This is a genomic window from Sinomonas notoginsengisoli (genome assembly GCF_021554725.1).
GTDB classification, from domain to species: Bacteria; Actinomycetota; Actinomycetes; order Actinomycetales; family Micrococcaceae; genus Sinomonas; species Sinomonas notoginsengisoli.
Genome location: NZ_JAIZDP010000001.1, coordinates 1 through 23,877, shown reverse-complemented (window position 1 = coordinate 23,877; position 23,877 = coordinate 1). Strand labels below are relative to the sequence as shown.

20 protein-coding genes are annotated in these 23,877 nt (G+C 68.2%); 9 read left to right on the top strand and 11 right to left on the bottom strand.

Translation table 11 applies throughout. The annotated features are described in order from the left end of the window. Window positions 1-10: 10 nt before the first annotated feature. The 5 genes from ftsL to dinB form a co-directional block, all read right to left on the bottom strand. Window positions 11-679 (bottom strand): cell division protein FtsL, encoded by a 669-nt coding sequence (ftsL, locus tag LF262_RS00100; RefSeq protein WP_235778271.1) that lies wholly within the window; start codon window positions 677-679, stop codon window positions 11-13. Beyond that, window positions 676-1,674, bottom strand: coding sequence for a 16S rRNA (cytosine(1402)-N(4))-methyltransferase RsmH (gene rsmH, locus LF262_RS00095; RefSeq protein WP_235778270.1), 999 nt, complete (start codon window positions 1,672-1,674; stop codon window positions 676-678). The genes ftsL and rsmH overlap by 4 nt, the downstream gene beginning before the upstream one ends. A 133-nt stretch (window positions 1,675-1,807) precedes the next feature. Continuing rightward, the gene (gene mraZ, locus LF262_RS00090; protein WP_235778269.1) at window positions 1,808-2,239 is read right to left on the bottom strand and encodes a division/cell wall cluster transcriptional repressor MraZ; all 432 of its coding nucleotides are present in this window, start codon (window positions 2,237-2,239) and stop codon (window positions 1,808-1,810) included. Between the two features lie 486 nt (window positions 2,240-2,725). Beyond that, on the bottom strand, window positions 2,726-3,085 hold the full coding sequence (locus LF262_RS00085) for a DUF3040 domain-containing protein (RefSeq protein ID WP_235778268.1): 360 nt from the start codon (window positions 3,083-3,085) through the stop codon (window positions 2,726-2,728). 208 nt (window positions 3,086-3,293) lie between these two features. Next, complete coding sequence (dinB, locus tag LF262_RS00080) at window positions 3,294-4,550, bottom strand: DNA polymerase IV (RefSeq protein ID WP_308190470.1); 1,257 nt, start codon at window positions 4,548-4,550, stop codon at window positions 3,294-3,296. 288 nt (window positions 4,551-4,838) lie between these two features. Here dinB and LF262_RS00075 point away from each other — a divergent pair, with 288 nt between their 5' ends. Then, the gene (locus tag LF262_RS00075) at window positions 4,839-5,207 is read left to right on the top strand and encodes a hypothetical protein (protein ID WP_235778267.1); all 369 of its coding nucleotides are present in this window, start codon (window positions 4,839-4,841) and stop codon (window positions 5,205-5,207) included. A 24-nt stretch (window positions 5,208-5,231) separates the two neighbouring features. Continuing rightward, complete coding sequence (locus LF262_RS00070) at window positions 5,232-6,338, top strand: polyprenyl synthetase family protein (protein WP_235778266.1); 1,107 nt, start codon at window positions 5,232-5,234, stop codon at window positions 6,336-6,338. A 23-nt stretch (window positions 6,339-6,361) separates the two neighbouring features. Here LF262_RS00070 and LF262_RS00065 read toward each other — a convergent pair whose 3' ends face one another. Continuing rightward, window positions 6,362-6,715, bottom strand: a complete 354-nt coding sequence (locus LF262_RS00065) for an Rv2175c family DNA-binding protein (protein WP_235778265.1) — start codon at window positions 6,713-6,715, stop codon at window positions 6,362-6,364. Window positions 6,716-6,926: 211 nt separating this feature from the next. On the opposite strand from LF262_RS00065, the gene LF262_RS00060 reads away from it, so the two are divergent. Together LF262_RS00060 and pknB are read left to right on the top strand one after the other, a co-directional pair. Beyond that, window positions 6,927-8,117 carry a lytic transglycosylase domain-containing protein gene (locus LF262_RS00060; protein WP_235778264.1) on the top strand — a complete coding sequence of 397 codons (1,191 nt, stop codon included), beginning with the start codon at window positions 6,927-6,929 and terminating at the stop codon, window positions 8,115-8,117. Between the two features lie 70 nt (window positions 8,118-8,187). Beyond that, window positions 8,188-10,179: a Stk1 family PASTA domain-containing Ser/Thr kinase gene (pknB, locus tag LF262_RS00055; RefSeq protein WP_235778263.1), complete on the top strand. Its 1,992-nt coding sequence runs from the start codon at window positions 8,188-8,190 to the stop codon at window positions 10,177-10,179. A 41-nt stretch (window positions 10,180-10,220) separates the two neighbouring features. On the opposite strand, the gene LF262_RS00050 is transcribed toward pknB, so the two are convergent. Next, a complete protein-coding gene (locus LF262_RS00050; RefSeq protein ID WP_235778262.1) occupies window positions 10,221-11,615 on the bottom strand; it encodes a class II 3-deoxy-7-phosphoheptulonate synthase in 1,395 nt (464 codons plus the stop codon). 34 nt (window positions 11,616-11,649) lie between these two features. Next, complete coding sequence (locus LF262_RS00045; protein WP_235778261.1) at window positions 11,650-12,372, bottom strand: lysophospholipid acyltransferase family protein; 723 nt, start codon at window positions 12,370-12,372, stop codon at window positions 11,650-11,652. Between the two features lie 100 nt (window positions 12,373-12,472). On the opposite strand from LF262_RS00045, the gene LF262_RS00040 reads away from it, so the two are divergent. The 3 genes from LF262_RS00040 to LF262_RS00030 are packed head-to-tail and all read left to right on the top strand — an operon-like array spanning window position 12,473 to window position 14,663. Continuing rightward, complete coding sequence (locus tag LF262_RS00040) at window positions 12,473-13,282, top strand: alpha/beta hydrolase (protein ID WP_235778260.1); 810 nt, start codon at window positions 12,473-12,475, stop codon at window positions 13,280-13,282. Between the two features lie 35 nt (window positions 13,283-13,317). Beyond that, on the top strand, window positions 13,318-14,082 hold the full coding sequence (locus LF262_RS00035; protein WP_235778259.1) for an alpha/beta hydrolase: 765 nt from the start codon (window positions 13,318-13,320) through the stop codon (window positions 14,080-14,082). Beyond that, entirely contained in the window at window positions 14,079-14,663 is a 585-nt protein-coding gene (locus LF262_RS00030; protein WP_235778258.1) for a hypothetical protein, read from the top strand. The genes LF262_RS00035 and LF262_RS00030 overlap by 4 nt, the downstream gene beginning before the upstream one ends. Here LF262_RS00030 and LF262_RS00025 read toward each other — a convergent pair. Further along, on the bottom strand, window positions 14,660-15,733 hold the full coding sequence (locus tag LF262_RS00025; RefSeq protein WP_372462725.1) for an ROK family glucokinase: 1,074 nt from the start codon (window positions 15,731-15,733) through the stop codon (window positions 14,660-14,662). The genes LF262_RS00030 and LF262_RS00025 overlap by 4 nt on opposite strands. A gap of 165 nt (window positions 15,734-15,898) precedes the next feature. On the opposite strand from LF262_RS00025, the gene LF262_RS00020 reads away from it, so the two are divergent. After that, window positions 15,899-17,719 carry an AMP-dependent synthetase/ligase gene (locus tag LF262_RS00020; protein WP_235778256.1) on the top strand — a complete coding sequence of 607 codons (1,821 nt, stop codon included), beginning with the start codon at window positions 15,899-15,901 and terminating at the stop codon, window positions 17,717-17,719. Window positions 17,720-17,760: 41 nt separating this feature from the next. Here the strand turns inward: LF262_RS00020 and LF262_RS00015 are convergent, their stop codons facing one another. Further along, window positions 17,761-19,194, bottom strand: coding sequence for a MinD/ParA family ATP-binding protein (locus LF262_RS00015; protein ID WP_235778255.1), 1,434 nt, complete (start codon window positions 19,192-19,194; stop codon window positions 17,761-17,763). Between the two features lie 151 nt (window positions 19,195-19,345). Beyond that, window positions 19,346-22,747: a pyruvate carboxylase gene (locus LF262_RS00010; protein WP_235778254.1), complete on the bottom strand. Its 3,402-nt coding sequence runs from the start codon at window positions 22,745-22,747 to the stop codon at window positions 19,346-19,348. A gap of 241 nt (window positions 22,748-22,988) precedes the next feature. On the opposite strand from LF262_RS00010, the gene LF262_RS00005 reads away from it, so the two are divergent. Then, window positions 22,989-23,813, top strand: a complete 825-nt coding sequence (locus tag LF262_RS00005; RefSeq protein ID WP_235778253.1) for a ParA family protein — start codon at window positions 22,989-22,991, stop codon at window positions 23,811-23,813. Window positions 23,814-23,877 lie beyond the last annotated feature (64 nt).

The following is a 23,877-nucleotide window of genomic DNA, read 5'->3' as shown; positions in this document are numbered from 1 at the left end:
GACGCGAACGCTACTGCCCGGGAGTCTTCTGCCCGGGCGCCGGGATCGACCCACCGTGGAGATCCGCCGCCGGCTTCGCGGCTGGCTTGTCCTCCGGCTTCGGCACGGCCGAGCCGCCAGCGACTGCACCGGCCGCCGCCGCCGCTGCCGCGGCCCGTGCTTCAAGCGGGTCCTTCGTCGTCGGCGCCGGGACAGCGGCAATCTGCCCAGCGACGGCGGGCGGCGCGATCGTGGCACCCTGAGGAGCGCCCTTCTCCGCCGCCTTGGCCTGGCCGGTCACCGCGAGCGTCTTCAGGTCAATCTGCCCATTGGACGTCGAGGCGACCATTCCATATTGTGCCGCGCGTGCCGCCAGATTCTGGGGAGCCTCGTAGTTCTGGACGCGCTGTGTCAGATCTTGATTCTGCTTCGCGAGTGTCATCTGCTCGTTGCGGAGCTGGACCAGCTGGTACTGGCCGGTGGACACCGAGATGTTGAGGACAAGCACGGCAATGAGCGCCGCCGCGAGCACACCGAGGCAGAAGATCGCGAAGGGCGCGCGGCGCCGTATGGGCAGCGAACGGACGAGCGACAGGGGTGCGCGGCGTGGGGCACTGATCGGGGTCCGGCGGTCGGGCTTCGCCACTTTCAGGGCGGACGTGCCCGCGACCCCCACCGTCTGCTGTGCTGCTGCGCTCATCTTCCGCTCCTCGTCCTGATGCGTTCTGCCGCGCGGAGCCGGGCCGAGGCGGCGCGTGGATTCTCGGCGATCTCGGTCTCCGTCGGGACTTCTGTGCCCTTGGTGATGATCTTCAGTTCGGGGCGGTGCTCCGGAAGCTCCACCGGGAATCCGGGAGGAGCGCTCGATCTGCTCCTGGCCTGGAGGGCCCCCTTGACGATCCGGTCCTCGAGCGAGTGATAGCTCATGACCACGATCCGGCCGCCCACCCTGAGCGAATGGACGGCAGCTGGGACGGCGCGCTCGAGCACGTCGAGCTCTTCGTTGACCTCGATGCGCAGCGCTTGGAACGTGCGCTTGGCCGGATGGCCACCCGTGCGGGCCGCTGCAGCTGGCACGACGGCGCGAATCACCTCGACGAGCTGTCCCGTGGTCGTGAGGGGCTTCTTCTCGCGCTCGGCGACGATGTTCTTCGCGATCCTGCCCGCAAACTTCTCCTCGCCCCACGAGCGGATGATCCGCGTCAGGTCCTCGACGCTGTAGGTATTGACCACATCGGCTGCCGTCATGCCCCGGCCGGTGTCCATCCGCATGTCGAGCGGCGCGTCGTACGAGTAGGCGAAGCCTCGCTCCCGCTCATCGAGCTGCATCGACGAGACCCCCAGATCCATCAGAATCCCGTCGGCACCGTCGAGTCCGAGCCTGTCGAGGACGTCCGGGATCTCGTCGTAGACAGCATGGACGAGCCTGGCACGTTCCCCGAAGGACGCCAGTCTGGCACCGGCGAGGGCCAGGGCCTGCTCGTCCCGGTCGATGCCCACAAGAGTGGCATCGGAAAAGCGGGCAAGGATCGCCTCGCTGTGGCCTCCCATTCCGAGGGTCGCGTCAACAACAACGGGCCCTCGGCCCGCGGCCCGCGCCGCCTCGATTCCTGCGGACAGGAGGTTGATGCAGCGCTCCAGCAGCACGGGGAGGTGTCGCTCGGACGTCGGCTTCGGCTCGTTCTCGTTCGGCATCGTCCACTCCTCCCCATCGTGTCGGTCGGGCTGTGCCCAGATCCCCCTCCGCGCCGATCGGCCGCCTGGCTCCGGGGAAGGTGAGCCAGGATGGCTTTGCGGGGCGGCTGGAGATCTCGGCCAGCCTGCAGGATCACAGGATCCCGGGTATTGCCTCGTCGTCGGTCTCCGAGAAGGCGGATTCCTTCTCGGTCAGGTAGTCCTCCCATGCCTGGGCGTCCCAGATCTCGGCTCGGGTTCCCACGCCGATCACGGCCAGGTCCCGGTCCAGGCCCGCGTACTTCCGCAGGTTCTGGGGGATCGTCACGCGCCCCTGCTTGTCAGGCACCTCGTCGGAGGCCCCAGACAGGAAGACCCTGAGGTAGTCACGAGCCTGACGCGAGGAGATAGGGGCCTCCCGCATCTGTTCGTGGACTCTCTTGAACTCCTTCTGGCTGAAGACGTAGATGCAGCGCTCCTGGCCCCGGGTCAGAACCAGCCCGTCGGCCAGATCGTCGCGGTACTTCGCCGGGAGGATGAGGCGCCCTTTCTCGTCCAGACGCGGCGAATAGGTACCGAGCAACACCGGCACCACCACCTGTCAGTTACGAGGCCGACCGTCCTCACCCGCCACTTCCCTCCAACATCCACCACTTTACTCCACAACCCTCCCCCGTCAATGCGCAGGGACACGCATGTCGCACCACCTGTACAAAAAATTCCCGCGAAATTCCGCGGATTATCGCGCAGGCCAGTCCAACCCGCGGCGGTGGAGGAGATGGACGGCACCTCCATCTCGTGAGGACGGATGACGGCGCGGCTCCCCCACGGGCGTTGGCGTCGGGAGTGGTTTCGGGTCGGGTCAGGACCGCGTGGGGAGTGAAGTGGAGGGATGCTGCGACAGAACACACGACGGTGCCCCGGAACCGTTGGTTCCGGGGCACCGTCAAGCCGTCCAGTGGGTCAAGGAGTCGCGTGCCAGCTCTCGCAGCGTCACGTGCGGCAAGGGCCTGTCGATGTCTCCTAGGCGGCTGGCCTCAACCGACCGAGCGCCGAGGGCATCGGGATGTTCTCAGCCTTCCTCGCGCCGACGTTCCTCCCATTGGGCTTCGAGCCGGTGGAGGAATCCACCGCCGGAGCCCTTCGAGCGGCCCGACCGCAGGCGGCGGCCCGGACGACGGAGCGTTCCGTAGTAGACGCTCGCCCCCATGAGCAGGAAGCCCAGGACGCCTACAAAGATGTTCTGGATGCTGACTCCGACGAGAAGGACGAGGATTCCCACGATGACCCCTAGGACACCGAGCACGATGTGCTTTGTCGAGAAAGTCCTCAGCGCATCAGCGCCCATGGAATCGGCGAACTTCGGGTCCTCTTCGTGGAGCTGCTTCTCGAGCTGCTCCAGCATCTTCTGTTCGTGCTCCGAGAGAGGCATGGCGACTCCTTCACGCATGCATTCGATGGACGGCCCCATCACCTGCACCAACGCATTGAACCAGCCTCGGGTTCCCTCCAACGGACGAGACGCTGCCGACCCGACCACAGATGGACTTTCCCAGCCGACCCACTGCACCCGATATTCGAGGTTCTTTAAGGATATGACGTCCGGGTAGGTTCCAAAAGGGACGCTGCGGCGTCACCGCTCATGAGCCGGCGGTGGGCCGGGTAGGCCCGTCAGGTGAGCGGCTGCGCTCCCTGAGGAGGCGGGCGGGGCGGATCATGCCCGCTCCGAACCGCTCCGAGACCCGGTCGAGCGTTTCCTCCGCGGTACGCCAGTTGTCCTCGGAACGGTCCAGACTCAACTGCCGCGGCGCCCCCGCAGCACGATGTAGCCGTTCGCCGCGGAGTCCGATGAGCCGCACGGGTAGGGGCCGCTCACCCAAGCCTGCAAGGAGCTGGCGGGCAGCCGAGTAGAGGTGCTGCGCGCTGTCGGTAGGCACCGTCATGGTGTGTGAACGCGCAAGGGTCGAGAAGTCGGAGTAGCGAAGTTTCAACGCCACTGTCCCGGCGGCAAGCCCTTGGGCCCTCAACCGCCCGGCGACGCGGTAGGCGAGCCCGAGGAGCTCCGCGTGCAGCGCGGCGTCGTCCACGACGTCGGTGGCGAACGTCTCTTCCGCACCGATGCTCTTCTCCTCACGCACGGGACTCACGGCACGCTCGTCAGTGCCCCAGCTGAGCCGCTTGGCATGGAGGCCCGATGCGCCGAGAGAGCGCTTGAGGGTCGAGTCGGGGGTGTGCGCGAGATCCGCGACCGTGTGGATCCCAAGGCGCGCGAGGACTTCCTGGGTCTTCCCCCCAATCCCCCACAGCGCCCCTACGGGGAGCGCATGCAGGAACGCCACGGTGTCCTCAGGCCGCACCACGAGCAGGCCATCGGGCTTTGACCTTGCCGAAGCGATCTTCGCCACGAACTTGGTCGCGGCGACCCCCACAGAGGCCGTGATCCCCAAGTCTGCGCGGATGCGCGCTTTGACCTGCGCCGCGATCTCCTCAGGCGTTGCCCCTAGCCGACGGACGGCTCCGGAGACGTCGAGAAAGGCCTCGTCAACGCTGAGCGGCTCCACGAGGTCGGTGAAGTCGCCGAAGATCTGCATAAGCTGCTTTGACACCTCGTAGTAAAGATGGTGCCGAGGGGCCACGACGATCGCATCGGGACACTGCCTCAGCGCGACGAGCATCGGCATCGCACTGCGGACGCCGAACTCCCGGGCCTCGTAGCTCGCCGACAGGACCACGGAACGCTCCGCCGGGAAACCCACGATCACTCGCCGGCCGAGGAGCTCGGGACGCTCGCGCTGCTCGACTCCCACGAAGAACGCGTCCATGTCGACGTGGAGGATGCCACGCCGCCTCAGGGCTTCGAGCGGCTCGCCCTGCGGCACATCGTCCTGCGTCTCCACCCGTCCATGGTAGGCCGGGAGGGGCACAGGCAGCCCACTAGACTGGGCAGGACCTCAACGGGCAGACGGAAGGCGCACCCACCCCTTATGGCACTCATGACTCGACGGATCCTACGGCTCGCAGGGACCACCGCAATGGCTGCGGCTGCGTTCGCGATGGCTGCATGCGCAGGTCCGGCCGCGGGGTCGGCGCCGAAGGCAACAGCCTCCGGGGCATCATCCACATCTGCGGCTCCGTCCTCCACTGTCGCAGGGAGCGCCTCGGCGTCAGCCTCGGCCAGCTCGACCGTGAGTGCGATCGCCGCCGGATTCCCCTCCCAGACGCTTCCGCTCATGCCTGGGGCCGCGGCTCTTGCGACGAGCTTCGACGCCTCGGCGTCGCCCGCCGTGGCCTCGATCGTCGCCTCGAACAGCAAGGCCTCGGCAGCCGAGATGCTCGACTACTACACCAAGACCCTGACCGCCCAGGGTTTCACCGCGGTGCCAAACGCGAGCGCGTCGTCGAGCGCGTCGTCGGCGATCGCAGCGGCAGGCACACTGGTCCGGGACTTCGTGCGCTCGAACGGCTCGGAGACGGCAGCCATCACGGTCGTAACGGCAAACGGCCAGGCTGTGGCAACGGTGGGCGTTTCCGTGGCGCCGGCGTCCCTCAAGTAGTCCGGCGCACGCAGGAGCATGGTGGTGAAGGAACAGCAGCAGGAGCCCTCCGGTTTCCAGGACGAACAGGCCCGGTACCGCGAAGCCCTCTCGGAGGAGCTTGGAGCCTTCCTTGCGCGCCAGCGCGCGGTGATGGACGTCGTGTCGGAGGACGTCGCGCCGCTCATGGACGCCATCTCCGGCCTCGCTTCCGGAGGGAAGCGCCTGCGCGCCCTGCTCGGATACTGGGGATGGCGCGGCGCCGGCGGTGCGGCGCTTGCGGCCGAGCCGGTCCACGCAGGTGTTGCCCTTGAGCTGTTCCAGTCCGCCGCGCTCATCCACGACGACATCATCGACCGCTCGGACACCCGCCGAGGCGCCCCGAGCGTCCACGAGCGGTTCACGGCGCTCCATGCAGCGTCCGGCTGGCGGCTCGACGGCGAGCGATTCGGCGACGCCGCGGCGATCCTGACCGGAGACATGTGCCTGTCCTTCAGTGAGGAGGCCTTCGCGGCCGTGGGACCCGCAGCCGGCGCGGCGACCACCGCGCGGCGCATCTTCAACACCATGCGCGCCGAGGTAATGGCAGGCCAGTATCTGGACATCCTCGAGGAAGTGGCCGGCCCGTCGAGGCCCCGCGGGGACGCGGTGTCCCGGGCCAGGAACGTGATCCGCTACAAGAGCGCGAAGTACTCCACCGAGCATCCACTGGGGATCGGCGGCGCGCTCGCTGGGGCCGGTGAGGCGCTGCTGGCGGCCTACTCGGCGTTCTCGCTGCCCCTCGGGGAGGCGTTCCAGCTGCGCGATGACGTGCTCGGCGTGTTCGGAGACCCTCAGACCACCGGCAAGCCGGCCGGTGACGACCTGCGTGAGGGCAAGCGCACCGTCCTCGTCGCGCTCGCCCTCGACGCGGCCGACGCCGCCTCCGCGGCAGAGCTCGAACGCGGCCTCGGACGCGGCGACCTCGCGCTCGACGACGTCGATCGGCTGCGCGCGCTCATCAGCAGCACCGGCGCACTCGATGCGGTGGAACGGCTGATCGACGACCTTTCGGACCGGGCCTTCGCGGCCCTCTCCCGTCTCGACGTCGATCCCGTGGTGCGCAGCGCACTCGAGGCGCTAGGCCTCGCGGCGGTGCAGCGCACCTCCTGAGGCCCACCCGGCGATGTCAGGTGCTACCAGGCGAGGATCTGGGCCCTACGGCGGATCTCGGTCTTGCGGCCCTCACGCAGGGCGTCGATCGGCCGACCTCGCAGAGACTCGTCCGGAGTGAAGAGCCACACAATCAGCTCCTCATCGCTGAACCCCGCGTCAGCGAGGACTGCAATGGTGCCCTTGAGGCTGTCCACCACATGATCCCCGTCAAGGAAGAGCGCCGGCACCGAGCGAACCGACCTCTCCCCTACCCGTGCAGCCACGAGTGCGCCCTCGTCCAGCAGGCCATGCACCTTGGTGACCGGGCAGCCGAGTCGTTCCGCGACGTCCGGCAGTGGGAGCCATTCCGACACCAGGTTCTCAATATCACTCACGTCTCCAGCGTGCCACGAGCCGCGGCACTCCACCTAGTCCAGCCGCGGCGGACATGCCCCGGCTGACGTCTTGTGCTCGTCAGCAAATCGTGGCAGATTCACAATAGTCACTTCCGTAACATCGGCGATATACAAGCGCTCTAACCTCAGAGCTAATTTTTTTTCTCAGTTTTCACAGGAGTGACATGCCCGGCTCAAGGAGGTCGACTGGATGAGCACGCCCGGCACGAACTGGACCGCTGCCACTAGGCCATGCCTGCCGCTCGTCGCCGCGACGACCGCCGTTCTCCCTGCAGTCGGGCTGTCCTCGCTGGTCCTCGCCGCACCGGCATCTGCCGCGCAGACGGCTGTCGTCGCGGGATCGCGAAGCGCGCCCGTAGAGGCCACAAGGGCCCAAGCGGCCGTGGTGCCAGCGGCCGAGATCGCTGTGACGGTGCCGAGCCGCCTGGCCACACCGGCCCAGACCCCAGTGACCCCAGAAGCACCGAAGGCGTACACGGTGCGTGCTGGCGAGACCGTGACCTCGATTGCGGGCAAGTACGGGCTCGACGTCGCACACGTCCTCGCCCTCAACGGACTGACCCCCACGACGGTCATCCGACCGGGCCAGGAACTCAGGCTCACGGGTACGCGGGCGACCGAACCCGGCCGCGCGCCGTCGTCCGGGGGATCTCCAACCGACGCGCCACGCCCGGACCCGACCACGACGTCCTACACGATCCGGCCCGGGGACACCCCCTACGGCATCAGCGCCAGGCTCCGCGTGCCTCTGGGCGACCTTCTGGCGGCCAACGGGCTGAGTCTGTCGAGCGTCATCTACGCGGGCCGGACCATCAAGGTCCCGGCAGCCGTGGCCGCGGACCGGGCGAAGCCGGCCTCGAACGTCACGGCCTCCTCGTCGGAGCGCGTCAAGCCGCTCGTCGAGGACACGTTCATGGGGTTCAAGTACCCCGAGGCCACCGTCGCCTCGGCCAATGAGAACAAGAAAGCCCTCAACGCCTCCCCCGCACCGAACCGCGACGAGATGAAGCAGATCATCGCGGACACGGCGAGACGCATGGGCGTGGATCCGGCGCTCGCGCTCGCCTTCGCCTACCAGGAATCGGGCTTCAGCCAACGAGCTGTCTCCCCGGCGAACGCCATCGGTGCTATGCAGCTGGTGCCTTCCTCGGGCCAATGGGCGTCGGATCTCATCGGGCGGAGGCTCAACCTCCTCGATCCGCGAGACAACGCCACGGCCGGCGTGGCGATCATCCGTGCCCTGGTGCGCACGAGCAAGGACGAGGATACCGCGATCGCAGGCTACTACCAGGGCCAGTACTCGGTGGCCAAGCACGGCCTGTATGACGACACGAAGCAGTACGTCGCCGCGGTCAAGTCCCACAAGAAGACGTTTGAGTGACACCTCCTCCAGGCCCGCGACCATGCCCCGCCTGAGGCGCGGCTGGCCGCGCAGCGCATAGGATCGTGGGGTGAACGGAAAGCTGACCGACGTGCTCGTGGGCTCGCTCGTGGGCGACCGGTACCGCGTGGTCTCACGCTTGGCCATGGGCGGCATGGCCACCGTCTATCTCGCCACGGACACGAACCTCGACCGTGACGTGGCCGTCAAGGTCCTGCACCCGCACCTGAGCCAAGATCCCACCTTCGTCGACCGCCTCGAGCGGGAGGCCAAGGCCGCGGCACGCCTTTCGCACCCGCATGTCGTCTCCGTCCTCGACAGGGGCCACGAGGGCGACCTCTTCTACCTGGTCATGGAATACGTCCCCGGGCGGAACCTCCGCGAGCTCCTCAATGAGCACGGCCCACTCGCTCCACGCCAGGCTCTCGCGCTCATCGACGCCGTGGTGGACGGCCTCAGCGCCGCCCATGCCGCCGGCCTCGTGCACCGGGACGTCAAACCCGAGAACGTCCTCCTCGGGAACTCCGGGCAGATCAAGGTCGCCGACTTCGGGCTCGCGAGGGCCGTGACGACCTCGACCAGCACAGGAGTCACCCTCGGCACCGTGGCGTACATCGCCCCGGAGCTGGTGCAGCGCAGCGGCGGCGACGAGCGCAGCGACCTCTACTCGGTAGGCATCATGCTCTACGAGCTGCTCACCGGCCACCAGCCGTACCGCGGGGAGATCCCTGTCCAGGTCGCCATGCAGCATGCCACCCGGGACGTCCCGCCACCTTCCGCCCTCGTGCCCGGCCTCTCCCCCGAGCTCGATGAACTCGTGCAGTGGGCCAGCGCACGCGATCCTGAGGACCGGCCCGTCGACGCCGAAGCGCTCCTCGGGGAGATCCGGCACATCCGCACGCACCTGAGCGACGCCCAGCTCGATCTGCACGCTGCTCAGACGCAGCACATCCCGCGGCCCGGCGCGTACGGCGCCCACACCGAGGCCCTGTTCCCAGGACGAACCGAGGTCATCGCCGCCTCGCCCGCACCCCAGCACACCACAGTAATGCCCCGGGCCCAGGCCGAACCGGCCCCAACCGACCGCGAACTGCGCCGGCGCCAGCGCGACGCCGAGAAGCAGTCGGCGCTTGCCGCCGCGACGCCGACGCGCACGCTCGCCCCCGGCAGCCGCCGACGGCGCGGAGTCGTGTGGGCGGTCGTCGTCATCCTCCTCGCGCTCATCGCGGCGCTCGCCGGATGGTTCTTCGGGGTAGGGCCCGGGGCCGCCGCGACTGTGCCGCCCGTCAAGGACCTCACGGTCAATCAGGCACGGCCCCTCTTCGAGCAGGCGGGGCTTGCGTTCTCGACCAGAGACGTGTTCGACGACGTGGTCACCGCGGGCCTCATCGTGGGCAGCAATCCACCTCCTGGGAGCCAGATCCGGAAGTTTCAGGGAGTCCAAGTCCTCGTCTCGCAGGGGCCGCAGCTGTTCCCGCTCGGGGACCTGCGCGGCAAGACCGTGAATGACGCCAAGGCGGCCATCGAAGCAGCGAAGAACACCGTCGGCGCCGTCAAGGAGGCGTACGACGAGACGGCGGCCGTCGGCGTCGTGGTTGCGCAGGATCCGGGCGCAGGGACGCTCCTGCGGCACGGCTCCGCCGTTGGCCTGACCGTGTCCAAAGGGCCGCAGCCGATCCCGGTGCCGAAAGTCACCGGAAAGACCCAGTCCGAGGCGCTGGCCGCGCTGCGTGCCGCCGGCCTCGAGCCTATGGTCTCGGCCAACGAGGTCAACGACCGAACCATTCCCAAAGGCTCTGTCGTCGCCCAGGACCCCCCGGCAGGTGCCACCCTGACAAAGGGCGGGAAGGTCACGCTGACCATCTCGAAGGGCCCCAAGCTCGTCCATGTGCCAACCTTCGTTGGCAAGCAGGTGGGGCAGGCGGTGGACGCGCTCAAGCAGCTCGGATTCGACGTCCGGGTCGAGAACGTCCTCGGAGGGTTCTTCGGCACGGTCCGTGCTCAGGACCCCGTCGACAAGGACGTGCCCGAAGGCAGCGTGGTGACCCTCACTGTCGTGTGAGGGCCCCCGCTCCGCCACCCTCCTATCAGCCCTGCTTCGAGTCAGCCCTGCTTCGAGAGCGCCCCTGCCACAAGGAACGCCATCTCGAGGGACTGCATGTGATTCAGGCGAGGATCGCAGACCGATTCGTAGCGGTCCTCGAATGCCGCCTCGTCGATGGGATCCGAACCCCCGAGGCACTCGGCCACGTCGTCACCCGTCATCTCCATGTGCAGACCGCCGGGCACGGTGCCGAGTGCCTCATGCACCTCGAAGAAGCCGCGGACCTCGTCGACGACGTCGTCGAATCGGCGCGTCTTGTACCCGTTGCGGCTCGTGACCGTGTTGCCGTGCATGGGATCCGTGACCCACAGGACCTGGGCCCCCGAGGCCGTGACCTTCTCCACCACCGGTGGGAGCTTCTCCCTGATGTTCCCGGCTCCCATGCGGGTGATGAACGTGAGCCGGCCCGGCTCGCGCTCGGGATCGAGCCTGTCGATGAGCCGCAGGGCATCGTCCCCGGTCGTGGACGGACCGAGCTTGACGCCGATCGGGTTGCGGACGCGCGAGAGGTAGTCCACATGCGCGTGGTCGAGCTCACGCGTTCGCTCGCCGATCCACAGGAAGTGGGCCGAGGTGTCATACGGCAGCCCAGTGCGTGAGTCGATGCGCGTGAGCGCACGCTCGTAGTCGAGCAGGAGGGCCTCATGGCTCGCGAAGAACTCGACGCGCTTGAGCGCCTCGAAGTCCGCTCCGCAGGAGTCCATGAATTTGATGGCCCGGTCGATCTCGCGGGCCAACGACTCATAGCGGGCGTGGGCCGGGTTCGAGGTGAATCCCTTGTTCCATGTGTGCACGAGGCGGAGGTCCGCAAAACCACCCTGAGTAAACGCGCGGATCAGGTTCAGGGTCGACGCCGAGGTGTGGTAGGCCCGGAGCATCCGGCTGGCGTCATGTGCGCGGGACTCAGGAGTGAAGTCGTAGCCGTTGACGATGTCGCCACGATAGGCGGGCAGGGTCACGCCGTCCCGCGTCTCCATGTCCGACGAGCGGGGCTTGGCGAACTGGCCGGCCATGCGCCCCATCTTGATGACCGGCAACTGCGCGCCATAGGTCAGCACCACGGCCATCTGGAGGATCGTCCTGACGCGGGCGCTGATACGGTCAGCCGTGGCAGCCTCGAAGGTCTCCGCGCAGTCCCCGCCCTGGAGCAGGAAGGCCTTCCCTTGGGCAGCGGAGGCAAGCCGTTCGCGCAGCACGTCCACCTCACCGGCGAACACGAGCGGCGGCAGGATGGAGAGCTCGGAGACCGCGTCACGGAAGACATTCCCGTCCGACCAGGTGGGCTGCTGGGAAATGGGGAGGGTACGCCAGTTGTCCAGGCCCGGATAGTCGGCGGCTCCGCTCTGGGCGGTGCTCGTGAACCGGACGGCGGACGCTACGGAGAGATCAGTCACCTACCAAGGTTAAGTCACCGCCGCTACCCCTCGCTCATGCGTCGGCCGGTGGCTCCTGGGAGGGCCTGTGCGCGGCTTCTTCCGCGAGCCGCGCCTTGACGTCCGCAGCGTACACGTTCACATACTCCTGCGCGGACAACTGCTGGATCTGCCGCATGATCCGGTTGGTCACCTCCCGCTGGACCCCGCGCTCATTGGCCCGGCCATAGAACTCCGAGAAGTCCATGGGGCGCCCGATGATGACTCCCACGCGGCGGATTGACGGCACCCGCTGTCCGATCGGTTGGACCTTCTCCGTCCCGATCATCGCCACGGGCAGGACGGGCACCCGATTGAGGAGGGCTAGCCTGGCCACCCCGACCTTGCCACGGTAGAGGCGCCCATCGGGGCTCCGGGTGCCCTCAGGGTAGATGCCGAGGAGCCCGCCGCCGCGCAGGATCTGGGCGCCTGTCTCGAGCGAGGCGGAAGACGCCTCGCCACCCGAGCGGTCCATCGGCAGCTGGTTCGTGTACCGGAAGAATGCTGCCGTAAGCCGCCCCTTGAGCCCATGGCCGGTGAAGTACTCCTGCTTTGCCAGGAACACCACCGGCCGCCGGACCATGAGTGGGAGGAAGATCGAGTCGGAGAACGAGAGATGGTTCGAGGCGAGGATCGCGGCGCCCTTGCCGGGCACGTTCGCCATGCCCTTGGTCCACGGCCTGAAGAGCAGCTTGACGAGGGGACCGATGAAGATCTGTTTGAGGATCCAGTAGACCAATGCTGGCCCTTCCGCCGTGGCGAGCGCGCTTTTCTGGATTCACTGTAGTGTCACGCGGGGCGCTTCGGCGGACCGGCGACCCGGATGTCACGATAGACGCATGTCATATGGCACCAGCACGTCCCGGCCGCTGCGGCTGGGTGTGGTCCTGTGCCACGGGTTCTCGGGCTCGCCCTCCTCCATACAGCCATGGGCCGAGGGGCTTGCCGCCCGAGGATTCCACATCGAGTCCCCACTCTTGCCTGGACACGGAACCGACTGGCGCGACCTCGAGAAGCGCCGCTGGCGCGAGTGGACCGAACGATTCGAGCAGGCATGCGTCGCGATCTCCGCGCGCACCGACCTCCTCTTCGTTGCTGGACTGTCGATGGGCGGTGCGATCGCCCTCCACACCGCGGCGCGGCTGGGGACAGCCGAAAACCGGACGATCTCCCCAGGCCACAGTGCGCCGGGCCCGGTGGTGGGGATCGCCGTCGTGAATCCCGCCCTCGGCTTCTACGACCAGAGGGTGCGCTTCATCGGCGCGTACCGCCTGTTCATGCGCACCACCGGGCCCATCGAGGAAGCAGACGCTCCCCCGCCCATGGGGGACGAAGGCGATTATTCGAGGACGCCGATCACCGCCGTCCACGAACTCAAACGCCTTTTCGCGGCCACTGACCGCGCCCTGCCGCGCGTCACGGCGCCGCTCATCGTGTTCAAGTCCGATGTCGATCCCGTCGTGCCGCCGTCGTCCCTGAGGAGGATCATGGACCGGGCCAGAGGCCCAGTGACGGAGGTCGTTCCCCTCCACAACAGCCCCCACGTTGCAACCCGCGGACCGGAGGCCGAGCTGATCGTCGGCAGGACTGCGGACTTCTTCCTGCGGTGCGCCGAGCAGGCCGCGCCGCGAAGCACGCTGGAAGCATGACCGAGGTGCGCACCGCTCGGTGCATAATTCATGCCATGGAAGCCCCTTCGGCCGTCGGCGTCGCACTGTGCCACGGGTTCACAGGCGAGCCCACCGCCGTCGAGCCGTGGGCCGACGCCCTCAGGGACGCAGGATTCCGCGTCACCGTACCGCTCCTGCCGGGCCACGGCACCTCGATCGGAGACCTGGCACGCATCCCATGGCGGCGCTGGTACGACGCCTACGAGTCGGCGTACCTCGAACTAGCGCGCGAATGCGACACCGTGGTCGCCGCCGGCCTCTCGATGGGCGGTGCGCTGGCCCTGCGGCTCGCGGCGCACCATCCGGTGGCAGCCGTGACGGTGGTCAACCCTGCCCTGGTCGTGGACGATCCGCGGTCGCGCCTTTCCGCCGTGCTGCGCTATGTGATGAAGACCGTCCCTGGGATACACAACGACATCAAGCGGTCAGGGCAGGACGAAGGCGGGTATGAGCTGGTGCCCGTCGCGGCTGCCCATCAGCTCAAGCTCCTGTTCCGTGACACGGTCACGGCCCTCCCCCGCGCCAGTGCCCCGCTGCTGGTCTTCCGCTCCACTGTGGACCGCGTGGTCACGAGCGAACGCAGCGTGGAGGCGATCACGGCCCGGTACGGTGGTACGGACATTCGGCTCGTCCGGCTGACCGACAGCTATCACGTCGCGACGCTGGACAATGACGCGGAGACCATCTTCACGCGCTCCGCGGCCTTCTTTCGTGAGATGACCGGGGCGGGACAGCATTCCTCGAATGCGAAGGCCCAGGGTCTGGGGGACCTGGCATGAACGATCCCTCAGATACCCACCGCCCCGACCCCGCAGCCGACGACGACGCATGGCGCGATCTGGTCGCACGCCTGGGAGGCGGGCCTGTGGACGGCGACGGCTCCGGCCCGGCGCCGCGCGAGCTCTCTGCCGCTGAACGCGCCTCGGGTGCCGGTCCTGGCCGCGGGCGCGGGCCGCGTCACGGACCCGCGAGGCCCGACCCCGCCGATTCCGCACGAGGGGGCGATCACGAGGACGACGCCGCGGGCTTCTCGCAGTTCGACCCGCTGGGCCTCGCCGGGCAGCGGCCCGAAGCGCGGGCCCGAGGTCCGGTTGGGGAGGAATCCGACTCCCTTCCGGGCGACTTCGTGCCCGAGGAGCCCGAGCCGGTGCTAGCCGGTGCCGATCCGGTCACCGTGCTCGCGTGGTGCGGGGCCCTCGGAGGACCTGTTGCCCTGCTCGTGTTCGCGCTCGTGTGGCGTACTGTGCCGGGCTACATCATCGTGCTGCTGGTATCCGCGTTCATCGCGGGTGTCGGGACGCTGATCATGCGCCTTCCCCACAATAAGGACGACGACGGCGACGACGGCGCCCGCGTCTAAGTGGCCGGAGTCGCCACACCCCTGCCGCCGACGCCTCGCCGCAGCGACCTGTCTGACCGGAAGTTCACCCGCGAAAGGTCCGCAGCACCGATGAGTCCGGCCTCGGTACCGAGCGCCGCGCGCACGATCCGCGCTTGAGGCCTGAACCCGCGTCCTGTGAGATTCCGCGCGAACGCCCGCCGCGCTGGGGCAAGAAGGAGCTCGCCCGCGTCACAGAGCCCGCCGCCGATCACGAACGTGCCGGGGTCCAGCGCCGCCGCGAGGTTCGCCAGACCGAGTCCCAGCCACTCTCCGACCTCCTCGAGGAGCTCCATGGATGCCGCGTCTCCGGCCTGCGCGAGTTCGGTGACGACTGCCCCCGTGATCCGCTCCGGATTGCCCCCAACGGCACGCAGCAGCTCCTGAGCGACCGGCGAGTTGGCGCGGGCGAGCTCCCGCGCTTCGCGCCCCAGGGCGTTGCCGGAGGCGTACTGCTCCCAGCACCCACGGTTGCCGCATTCGCATCGGTGGCCTCCCGGGACGATGACCTGGTGCCCGAATTCGCCGGCGACCCCATAGCGTCCGCGCTCGAGACGGCCGGACATGACCATCCCGCCCCCGATCCCGGTGCCCAGAGTGATGCAGACGAGTCGGCTCTCTCGCTGGCCAGCACCGAAACGCCACTCGGCCCACGCCGCGGCATCGGCATCGTTGGCCAGGTGGACCCGACGGCGGAGGAGTTTCTCGAGGTTGGCGCGGAGCGGCTCGTTGCGCCAGACAAGGTGAGGGCTGAACAGCACGGTTCCCCCCTCGAGGTCCATCCATCCAGCTGCGCCGATCCCCACCGAAGCGATGCGGTGTGCGGTGCTCAGCTCCTCGACGAGCTCGGTGATGACCCGCTCCACCTCGCGTGGCTGCGTTCCCGGAGTTGCGCGCCGGGCGCGCCGGAGCACACGACCTGCGGCGTCGACCACCCCCGCCGCGACCTTGGTGCCACCAATGTCGATACCGATCGCAAGCCCCTTGGGGCCCAGCCGTGGGTCTCGGGGCCGGAAGGTCGGGGCGAAGCGGGGTCTGCGCACGGGGGCCAGTCTAGTGGCGTCCCCCCAGAGGACCCGTGTGGCGCGAGCCGACCGCGACGGCTATTGTTACTCACCAGTAGCTTTGGTGCCGTGATCCACGGCACACGCCCGCCGGTGCGCTTGGATATGGTTAAGCCATCTCCCGCGCCCCCGGGAGATACCGAAGGAGATATCGTGCGCGAAAAGATCGTCCCGCCCCTCATTCCGACCCCCGTTGCCCGCAACACCACGGACTTCGTCCTCGAGCAGGCGGAGAAGCCAGCGAACCCTGCCCTCTTCGCAAAGCGGGACGCATCCGGCACATGGCAGGACGTGAGCGCGAAGGAGTTCCGCGCCGATGTCGAACGGATCGCGAAGGGACTCATCGCCGAGGGCGTGGGCCTCGGCGACCGCGTCGGCATCATGGCGCGCACATGCTACGAGTGGACCCTCGTGGATTTCGCAATCTGGTTCGCGGGAGCTGTCTCCGTGCCCGTCTATGAGACCTCGTCGCCCAGCCAGATTGCGTGGAACCTCGACAACTCGGGTGCCGTGGCCGCCTTCGGCGAGAACGCGCATCATGAGAACGCGATCCGCCAGGCGGTCGACTCCGAGGGCCTGGCAGCGATGAAGCATGTCTGGCAGATGAGCACTGCGGGCCTCGACGCCCTCCGCGCGGCCGGTGCCAGCGTCTCCGACGAGGTGCTCGAGACGCGCCGGTCGGCAGCGACGCTCGAATCGGTAGCCACGATCATCTACACCTCGGGCACAATGGGCCGGCCCAAGGGCTGTGAACTCACCCACGGGAACTTCGTCGCGCTGTCCGAGAACGCTGCCATGGCTCTCGGCGTGGTGGTCAAACCCAAATCGAAGACGATCATGTTCCTCCCACTCGCGCACGTGTTCGGGCGGTTCATCTCCGTTCTGGCGGTGGCTGCGGGCGCCCAGGTTGCGCACACCCCGGACGTCAAGAACCTCCTCGCGGATCTGCAGAGCTTCGAGCCGACCTTCCTCCTCGTTGTCCCACGCATCTTCGAGAGGGTCTACAACTCTGCGCTCACGAAGGCCGAGGACAGCGGCAAGGGCAAGATCTTCCATCGGGCCGGGGACATTGCAATCACCTGGTCCAAGGCGCACGAGGACGGTGGCAAGCCGTCTCTCGGGCTCCGGCTCCAGCATGCACTGTACGACGTGCTCGTCTACAGGAAGCTGCGCGCCGCGATGGGCGGTCACGTCAAGTACGCGGTATCCGGAGGCGGACCGCTCGGCGAGCGGCTCGGCCATTTCTTCCACGGCGTTGGGCTCCTCGTGCTCGAGGGATACGGGCTCACTGAGACCACGGCACCGCTTACGGTCGGCACCCCGTCGCTCGTCAAGATCGGAACCGTGGGCCCCCCGCTGCCCGGCAATGGCGTGCGGATCGCGGACGACGGGGAGATCCTCGCCAAGGGCGTGTGCGTCATGCGCGGGTACTACAACCTGCCTGAGCTCCAGACCCAGGCATTCACCGACGGCTGGTTCCACACCGGGGATGTCGGCGAACTCGACGCCGACGGCTATTTGCGCATCACCGGCCGCAAGAAGGACATCATCATCACGGCCGGGGGCAAGAACGTGGCCCCCGCGCCGCTCGAGGACGAGATCCGTGCGGACACGCTCGTGTCGCAGGTCGTGGTCGTGGGCGAGAAGCGTCCGTTCATCGCCGCCCTCGTGACTCTCGACGAGGAGGCGCTGCCCGGCTGGCTCGAGCGCAGTGGCCTCCCTGCGGGGTTGTCCGTGCAGGACGCCACGACGCACCCAGCCGTCCTCGCCCACGTGCAGACCGTCATCGACCACGCCAACTCGAGCGTGTCCAGAGCGGAGGCCATCAAGTCCTTCCGGATCGTCCCGACGGACTTCACGGAAGACTCGGGGCACCTGACCCCCTCTCTGAAGGTCAAGAGGGATCAGGTCATGACCGATTTCGGCGAGTATGTCGACGAGATCTACTCCGCACCGAAGCCGAGCGTCGTCTGAGTCGCCTCACAGCCGGCGGGGGCCATCCGGCCTTCGCCGGCTCAGTCCTCCGTGAGCTCGTCGACGACGAGGGACGCGAGCTGGATGGCCGCCTCACGTGTTGCGGGGCGGAGCTTGGCGAAGTCGATCTGTGACCCCTCGGCGAGGTGCCGGTCGTGCGGGATCCGCACGACGTGCCGGACACGCGTGCGGAAATGATCCTCGATCTCGTCCACATCCACCCGCGTCCCATCGCCGGCTGCCATGTTGATGACGACGATGGCCTTGCGCACTAGATCGTCTCGCCCGTGCGCCTCAAGCCAGGAAAGCGTCTCGGAGGCGAGCCGCGCCTCGTCGACGCTCCCGCCAGAGACGAGGACAACGGCGTCGGCCTTCTCGAGCGTGCCCTGCATGACCGAGTGCACCATGCCGGTGCCCGAGTCCGTGAGCACGATCGAGTAGTACCGGCCCAGCACGTCGGTGACTGCGCGGTAGTCCGCATCGTTGAACGCCTGGGCAACCATAGGGTCAGCATCCGAGGCGAGCACGTCGAGCCGCGAGCCCTCGCGAGCCGTGTAATTGGACAGCTGGGCGAAGGACGTGACCTCGAACCTGTCCTTGACGAGTTGGCGGGCCGTGTACGTGGCACGGCCCGGGTTGCGGTCCGACAGGGTGCCGCGGTCCGGGTTGGCGTCCATCGCAATCACGCGGTCCTCCCGCAGGTCCGCGAGGGCCATGCCGAGCAGCGTGGTGACCGTGGTCTTGCCCACGCCGCCCTTCCGGGAGAGCACGGGGACGTAGCGTGTGCGCTCCCCCAGCCGTGTGGCGATCCGATGCTCGAGTGCCCGCTGGAGCCGCACCGCGTGGGAGTCTCCCAGGTCCACGTACCCCAAGGTCGCGAAGTACAGCCACCGGCGCCACCCCGTCACCGGAGCGGCAGGGGACTTCGCGACAAGCCGGTCTGATGTCAGCGATGTGGCTGGCTCCGGACCCTCCACACGGGTTCGCCGCTCGCTCACGACGGGGGCGGCGGCGCCCCCGGCCTGCTCGGGCGCGTCGGCTCCGGGAGCCGCAGGCCCACTGGCGTCGGGGACAGGCGGCGTGCCAGCCACGGTGGGCGTTGCCTTCCCTGCGACCCCGGGTCCCGAGGTCGGGAGCGGGTGGGACGCGAGCCAGCCAGCCGGTGGCTGCGACGGCGCTTGTGGCACGGCGCTTGGGTCGAGTGGAACCGACAGCGAGTTCAATGCCGAGAGGGAATCAGCGCTTATGCGGTCCTGGGCGTCTGCCACGGTGACCACGTCGACGGGCGATGACGCCGGCACTGCGTGATCCGCCTCCGACGGCCGTGCGGACTCTGCCTCCCCGGACTGTGCAGGCACAGCCTGTTCCGGTGCAGACGTCCCGGACGCGGCCGAGGCGCTCTCCTCGCGCGGGTCCGGCGCGGCCTTGCGAGCATGCGGTCGCGGCCCGGGCTTGGGCGTTGTCTCCTCGGTCATGGGCTCCCGTTCGCCTCGTCGGTACGTCCAAAGACGTGTGCCACTGCCGGCGACACAGCGGCCGGGTGGTCGATCGGGGCCAGTCTAGCCGTCGGCTCGGCCGCGGGCCCCGAGGCGGGCCCGCGGCCGAGCCGCAGTCATGGTGCAGACGCTACTCCGCGCCGACCACCAGGAGCAGATCACCACCCTCAACCTGCTCAACACCGCTCACGACGACGCGCGAGACCTTGCCGGCGACCGGCGAGGTGATCGCGGCCTCCATCTTCATGGCCTCGATGGTCGCGATGGAGTCGCCCGCCTGGACGAGATCGCCCTCCTTGGCCGTGACCGTGACCGCACCCGCGAACGGAGCGGCGACGTGACCAGGGTTGGTCGCATCCGCCTTCTCCGCCAGCTTGACGTTGCTCTGAACGGAGCGGTCACGCACCGACACCGGGCGGGACTGGCCGTTGAGCGTTGCGATGACTGTCCGCATGCCCTTCTCGTCGGGCTCCGAGATCGCCTCAAGCTGGGCGATGAGCCGCACACCCTTCTCGAGTTCGATGATGTGCTCGTGGCCTCGCTGGAGCCCGTAGAGGTAGTCTCGCGTGTCGAGCACTGAAAGGTTGCCGTAGGCATCCCGGTTGGCCTGGTAGTCCTTGGTCGGGCCGGGGAACAGGAGCCGGTTCAGCGTTGCCCGTCGGGTCGCCGAATCGCCCTGCAGCGCCGCGGAGTCCTCGGAGGAGAGAGTCTCCTCGCGCACTTTGACCGTGCGCCCCTGCAGGGCCTTGGTGCGGAAGGGCTCGGGCCAGCCCCCAGGCGGATCGCCGAGCTCACCGCCGAGGAAGCCGATGACCGACTCGGGGATATCGAACTTCTGCGGGTTCTCACGGAACTCCTCGGGATCGGCACCGAGGCCCACGAGGTGCAGGGCGAGGTCGCCGACGACCTTGGAGGAGGGCGTGACCTTGACGAGCCGGCCGAGAATCCTGTCCGCAGCCGCGTACACGTCCTCGATCGCCTCGAAGCGCTCGGCAAGCCCGAGGGCGATCGCCTGCTGGCGCAGGTTCGACAGCTGTCCGCCCGGGATCTCGTGGTGGTACACCCGCCCGGTGGGTCCGGGGAGTCCGGACTCGAACGGGGCGTAGACGCGGCGCACGGCCTCCCAGTACGGCTCGAGTGCACTCACCTTCTCCAGCGAGATGCCCGTGTCCCGCGGGGTGTGCGCGAGGGCGGCGACGAGTGCCGAGGCAGACGGCTGGCTCGTGGTGCCGGCGAGCGGCGCCGAGGCGACGTCGACGGCGTCGACCCCGGCGTCCACGGCGGCGAGCAGGGTGGCGAGCTGGCCCCCGGCGGTATCGTGGGTGTGCAGGTGGACCGGGAGGTCGAAGCGTTCGCGCAGTGCCGAGACGAGCTTCGCCGCCGCCGCCGGACGGAGGAGGCCTGCCATGTCCTTGATGGCGATGATATGGGCCCCGGCATCGACGACCTTCTGGGCCAGATCCAGGTAGTACTCGAGCGTGTAGAGGTCCTCGGCCGGATCGAGCAGGTCGCCCGTGTAGCACAGGACCACCTCGGCCACCGCGGTCCCCGTCTCCCGAACGGCCTTGATGGCGGGGGCCATCTGGTTCACGTCGTTGAGCGCATCAAAGATCCGGAAGATGTCGATTCCGGTAGCGGCCGCCTCCTTGACGAAGGCAACCGTCACCTCCTCTGGGTACGGCGTGTAGCCCACCGTGTTGCGTCCGCGCAGGAGCATCTGGAGGCAGATGTTCGGGATCGCCTTGCGGAGGGCGGCGAGGCGCTGCCACGGGTCCTCGCCGAGGAAGCGCAGCGCGACGTCGTACGTCGCACCGCCCCACGCCTCGACCGAGAGGAGCTCGGGGGTGAGGACCGAGACGGCCGGCCCGGCGGCGACGAGGTCACGCGTCCGGACTCGGGTAGCCAGGAGCGACTGGTGGGCGTCGCGGAATGTCGTGTCGGTGACGGCGACGGCGTTCTGCTCCCGCAGCGCCTTCGCGAAGCCCTCGGGGCCCAGGTCGAGCAGGCGCTGCCGCGATCCCGCAGGGGCGTCCGAGAGATCCACCTTGGGCAGCTTGTCGCGCGGGTCCGCGTGGACCGTGAGCTCACCGTTCGGCTTGTTGACCGTCACCTCGGCCAGCCAGGTCAGCAGCCTGGTGCCGCGGTCCGCGGACGAGCGAGCCTTGAGCAGCTCGGGCCGTTCGTCGATGAACGAGGTGGCCACGTTGCCGGCCACGAAGTCCTCGTCGTCGAGCACCGCCTGGAGGAACGGGATGTTCGTGGAGACGCCGCGGATACGGAATTCCGCCAAGGCGCGCCGCGCACGCTTGACCGCCGTGGCGTAGTCGCGGCCGCGGCACGTGAGCTTGACGAGCATCGAGTCGAAGTGTGGGCTGATCTCGGCGCCCTGGTAGATCGTGCCGCCGTCGAGACGGACACCCGCGCCGCCCGCCGACCGGTACCCGGTGATCTTGCCGACGTCCGGCCGGAAGCCGTTGCCCGGGTCCTCAGTGGTGATGCGGCACTGGAGCGCGGCGCCCTTGAGGTGGATCTTGTCCTGCGTGAGGCCGAGGTCCTCGAGCGTCTCTCCCGCGGCGATGCGCAGCTGGGCCTGGACGAGGTCGACGTCGGTGACCTCCTCGGTCACGGTGTGCTCGACCTGGATGCGCGGGTTCATCTCAATGAACACGTGCTGGCCCTTCCGCTCGCCCACCGTGTCGACGAGGAACTCGACGGTGCCGGCGTTCACGTAGCCGAGGGCCTTGGCGAACTTGATCGCGTCCGAGTACAAAGCCTGGCGGATATTCTCGTCCAGCTGGGGTGCCGGCGCGATCTCGATGACCTTCTGGTGGCGGCGCTGGAGCGAGCAGTCACGTTCGAACAAGTGGACCACGTTGCCCTCGGCGTCGGCGAGGACCTGGACCTCGATGTGGCGCGGTCGCAGCACCGCCTGCTCGAGGAACACCGTCGGATCGCCGAAGGCTGCATCTGCCTCGCGCATCGCGGCGTTGAGCGAGTCGGGGAGCGCATCGCGCGTGTCGACGCGCCGCATGCCGCGCCCGCCGCCACCGGCCACGGCCTTGACGAAGATCGGGAAGCCGATCGTGTCCGCCGCTGCCAGGAGCTCCTCAACGTCCGAGCTCGGCGCCGACGAGTTCAGGACCGGGATGCCGGCCTTCCGGGCAGCCTCGAGCGCGTGGACCTTGTGGCCGGCAAGCTCGAGGACGTCCGCAGGCGGCCCCACGAAGGTGATTCCCGCGCGCTCAGCTGCACGGGCCATCTCGGGGTTCTCGGAGAGGAATCCGTACCCGGGGTAAATTGCATCCGCTCCGGCCCCTTTGGCCACACGGATAATCTCATCCACGTCGAGGTACGCGCGGACGGGGTGGCCCTCCTCGCCGATGAGGTAGGCCTCGTCCGCCTTCTGCCGGTGGATCGAGTTGCGGTCTTCGTGCGGGAACACCGCGACCGTCTTGGCACCGAGCTCGTAGCCCGCACGAAACGCGCGGATCGCTATTTCGCCGCGGTTCCCTACCAGAATTTTGGAGAACATGGGACTCCTGTTATCGCAACGCAGGATTGGTCTAGGTGGTGCCTAGTGTCTATGGCAGCAAAGTATCAGGACAACGTTCTGTGCCTTGAATCACGATCGTAACGTCTCGTTTCGCGGATCGCAGCTGGCGCTCATGCAGCGGATGCACCGAGAGGCTCCGAGCTGTGGCGTGGCCCGGGGCGGCCGGCAAGGGCCATTAGGATGGTGAGGGTCGGCCAGCGGATAGATAGTGGAATCTCACGTGCAAGTACTCAGCATCAGCAGCCTCAAGGGTGGAGTCGGGAAAACCTCGGTGACCACAGGGCTCGCGTCAGCAGCCCTCGCATCCGGGATCCCCACTCTGGTGGTCGACCTCGATCCGCACGCTGATGCCTCGACGGCGCTCGGCGTGGACCCGGGCGGCAAGCTTGAGGTGGGGCGGATGCTCAAGTCCCCCAAGCGTGTCTTCCTCGAGGACAATGTGGTCTCGAGCCCATGGGTACGGCGCGCCGCAGCCCTCACGGGCCAGCAGAACCGAGTCCTCGACGTCGCGTACGGCGGCTCGCTCAGCAGCGTCTACGACCGCCCGGACCTGGGCCGCCGCGATCTGCGGCGCCTCTCGATGGTTCTCGATGGAATCGAGGGGTACGGCCTCGTTCTCATCGACTGCCCGCCCTCTCTCAATGGCCTCACCCGGATGGCCTGGGCCGCAAGCCACCGGGTCCTCCTCGTCGCCGAGCCCGGCCTCTTCTCCGTTGCAGGCACCGAGCGAACGCTGAGGGCCATCCAGCTCTTCAAGCAGGAGTATGCGCAGAAGCTCTCACCCGCGGGCATCGTCGCGAACCGCGTGCGGCCGTCGTCGACCGAGCACGGCTACCGCCTCGAAGAGATGAAGCAGATGTTCGGCCCGCTGCTGTTCGAGCCGTATATCCCGGAGGTCGCCAACTGGCAGCAGATCCAGGGCGCTGCGCACGCCGTGCACCATTGGCCGGGCGAGGCCGCGCGGGGCACGTCCGCCCTCTACGACGAACTGCTCGGCGCGATCCTCCAGCAGAGCCGCGAGTTCCGCCCACGGGTCTCGCGCTAGCACTCCCTCAGGCACCAGACGGCCGTACCGTCACCGAGCCGTGCACGACGCCGAGTGGCCGCCT

What these genes read in the sequence shown, in the direction of transcription:
- LF262_RS00015 (WP_235778255.1), bottom strand. Translation starts at nt 19,194, where the DNA reads ATGACCGAGGAGACAACGCCCAAGCCCGGGCCGCGACCGCATGCTCGC.
- ftsL (WP_235778271.1), bottom strand. Translation starts at nt 679, where the DNA reads ATGAGCGCAGCAGCACAGCAGACGGTGGGGGTCGCGGGCACGTCCGCC.
- LF262_RS00085 (WP_235778268.1), bottom strand. Translation starts at nt 3,085, where the DNA reads ATGCCTCTCTCGGAGCACGAACAGAAGATGCTGGAGCAGCTCGAGAAG.
- LF262_RS00010 (WP_235778254.1), bottom strand. Translation starts at nt 22,747, where the DNA reads ATGTTCTCCAAAATTCTGGTAGGGAACCGCGGCGAAATAGCGATCCGC.
- rsmH (WP_235778270.1), bottom strand. Translation starts at nt 1,674, where the DNA reads ATGCCGAACGAGAACGAGCCGAAGCCGACGTCCGAGCGACACCTCCCC.
- LF262_RS00040 (WP_235778260.1), top strand. Translation starts at nt 12,473, where the DNA reads ATGTCATATGGCACCAGCACGTCCCGGCCGCTGCGGCTGGGTGTGGTC.
- LF262_RS00035 (WP_235778259.1), top strand. Translation starts at nt 13,318, where the DNA reads ATGGAAGCCCCTTCGGCCGTCGGCGTCGCACTGTGCCACGGGTTCACA.
- LF262_RS00030 (WP_235778258.1), top strand. Translation starts at nt 14,079, where the DNA reads ATGAACGATCCCTCAGATACCCACCGCCCCGACCCCGCAGCCGACGAC.
- LF262_RS00060 (WP_235778264.1), top strand. Translation starts at nt 6,927, where the DNA reads ATGAGCACGCCCGGCACGAACTGGACCGCTGCCACTAGGCCATGCCTG.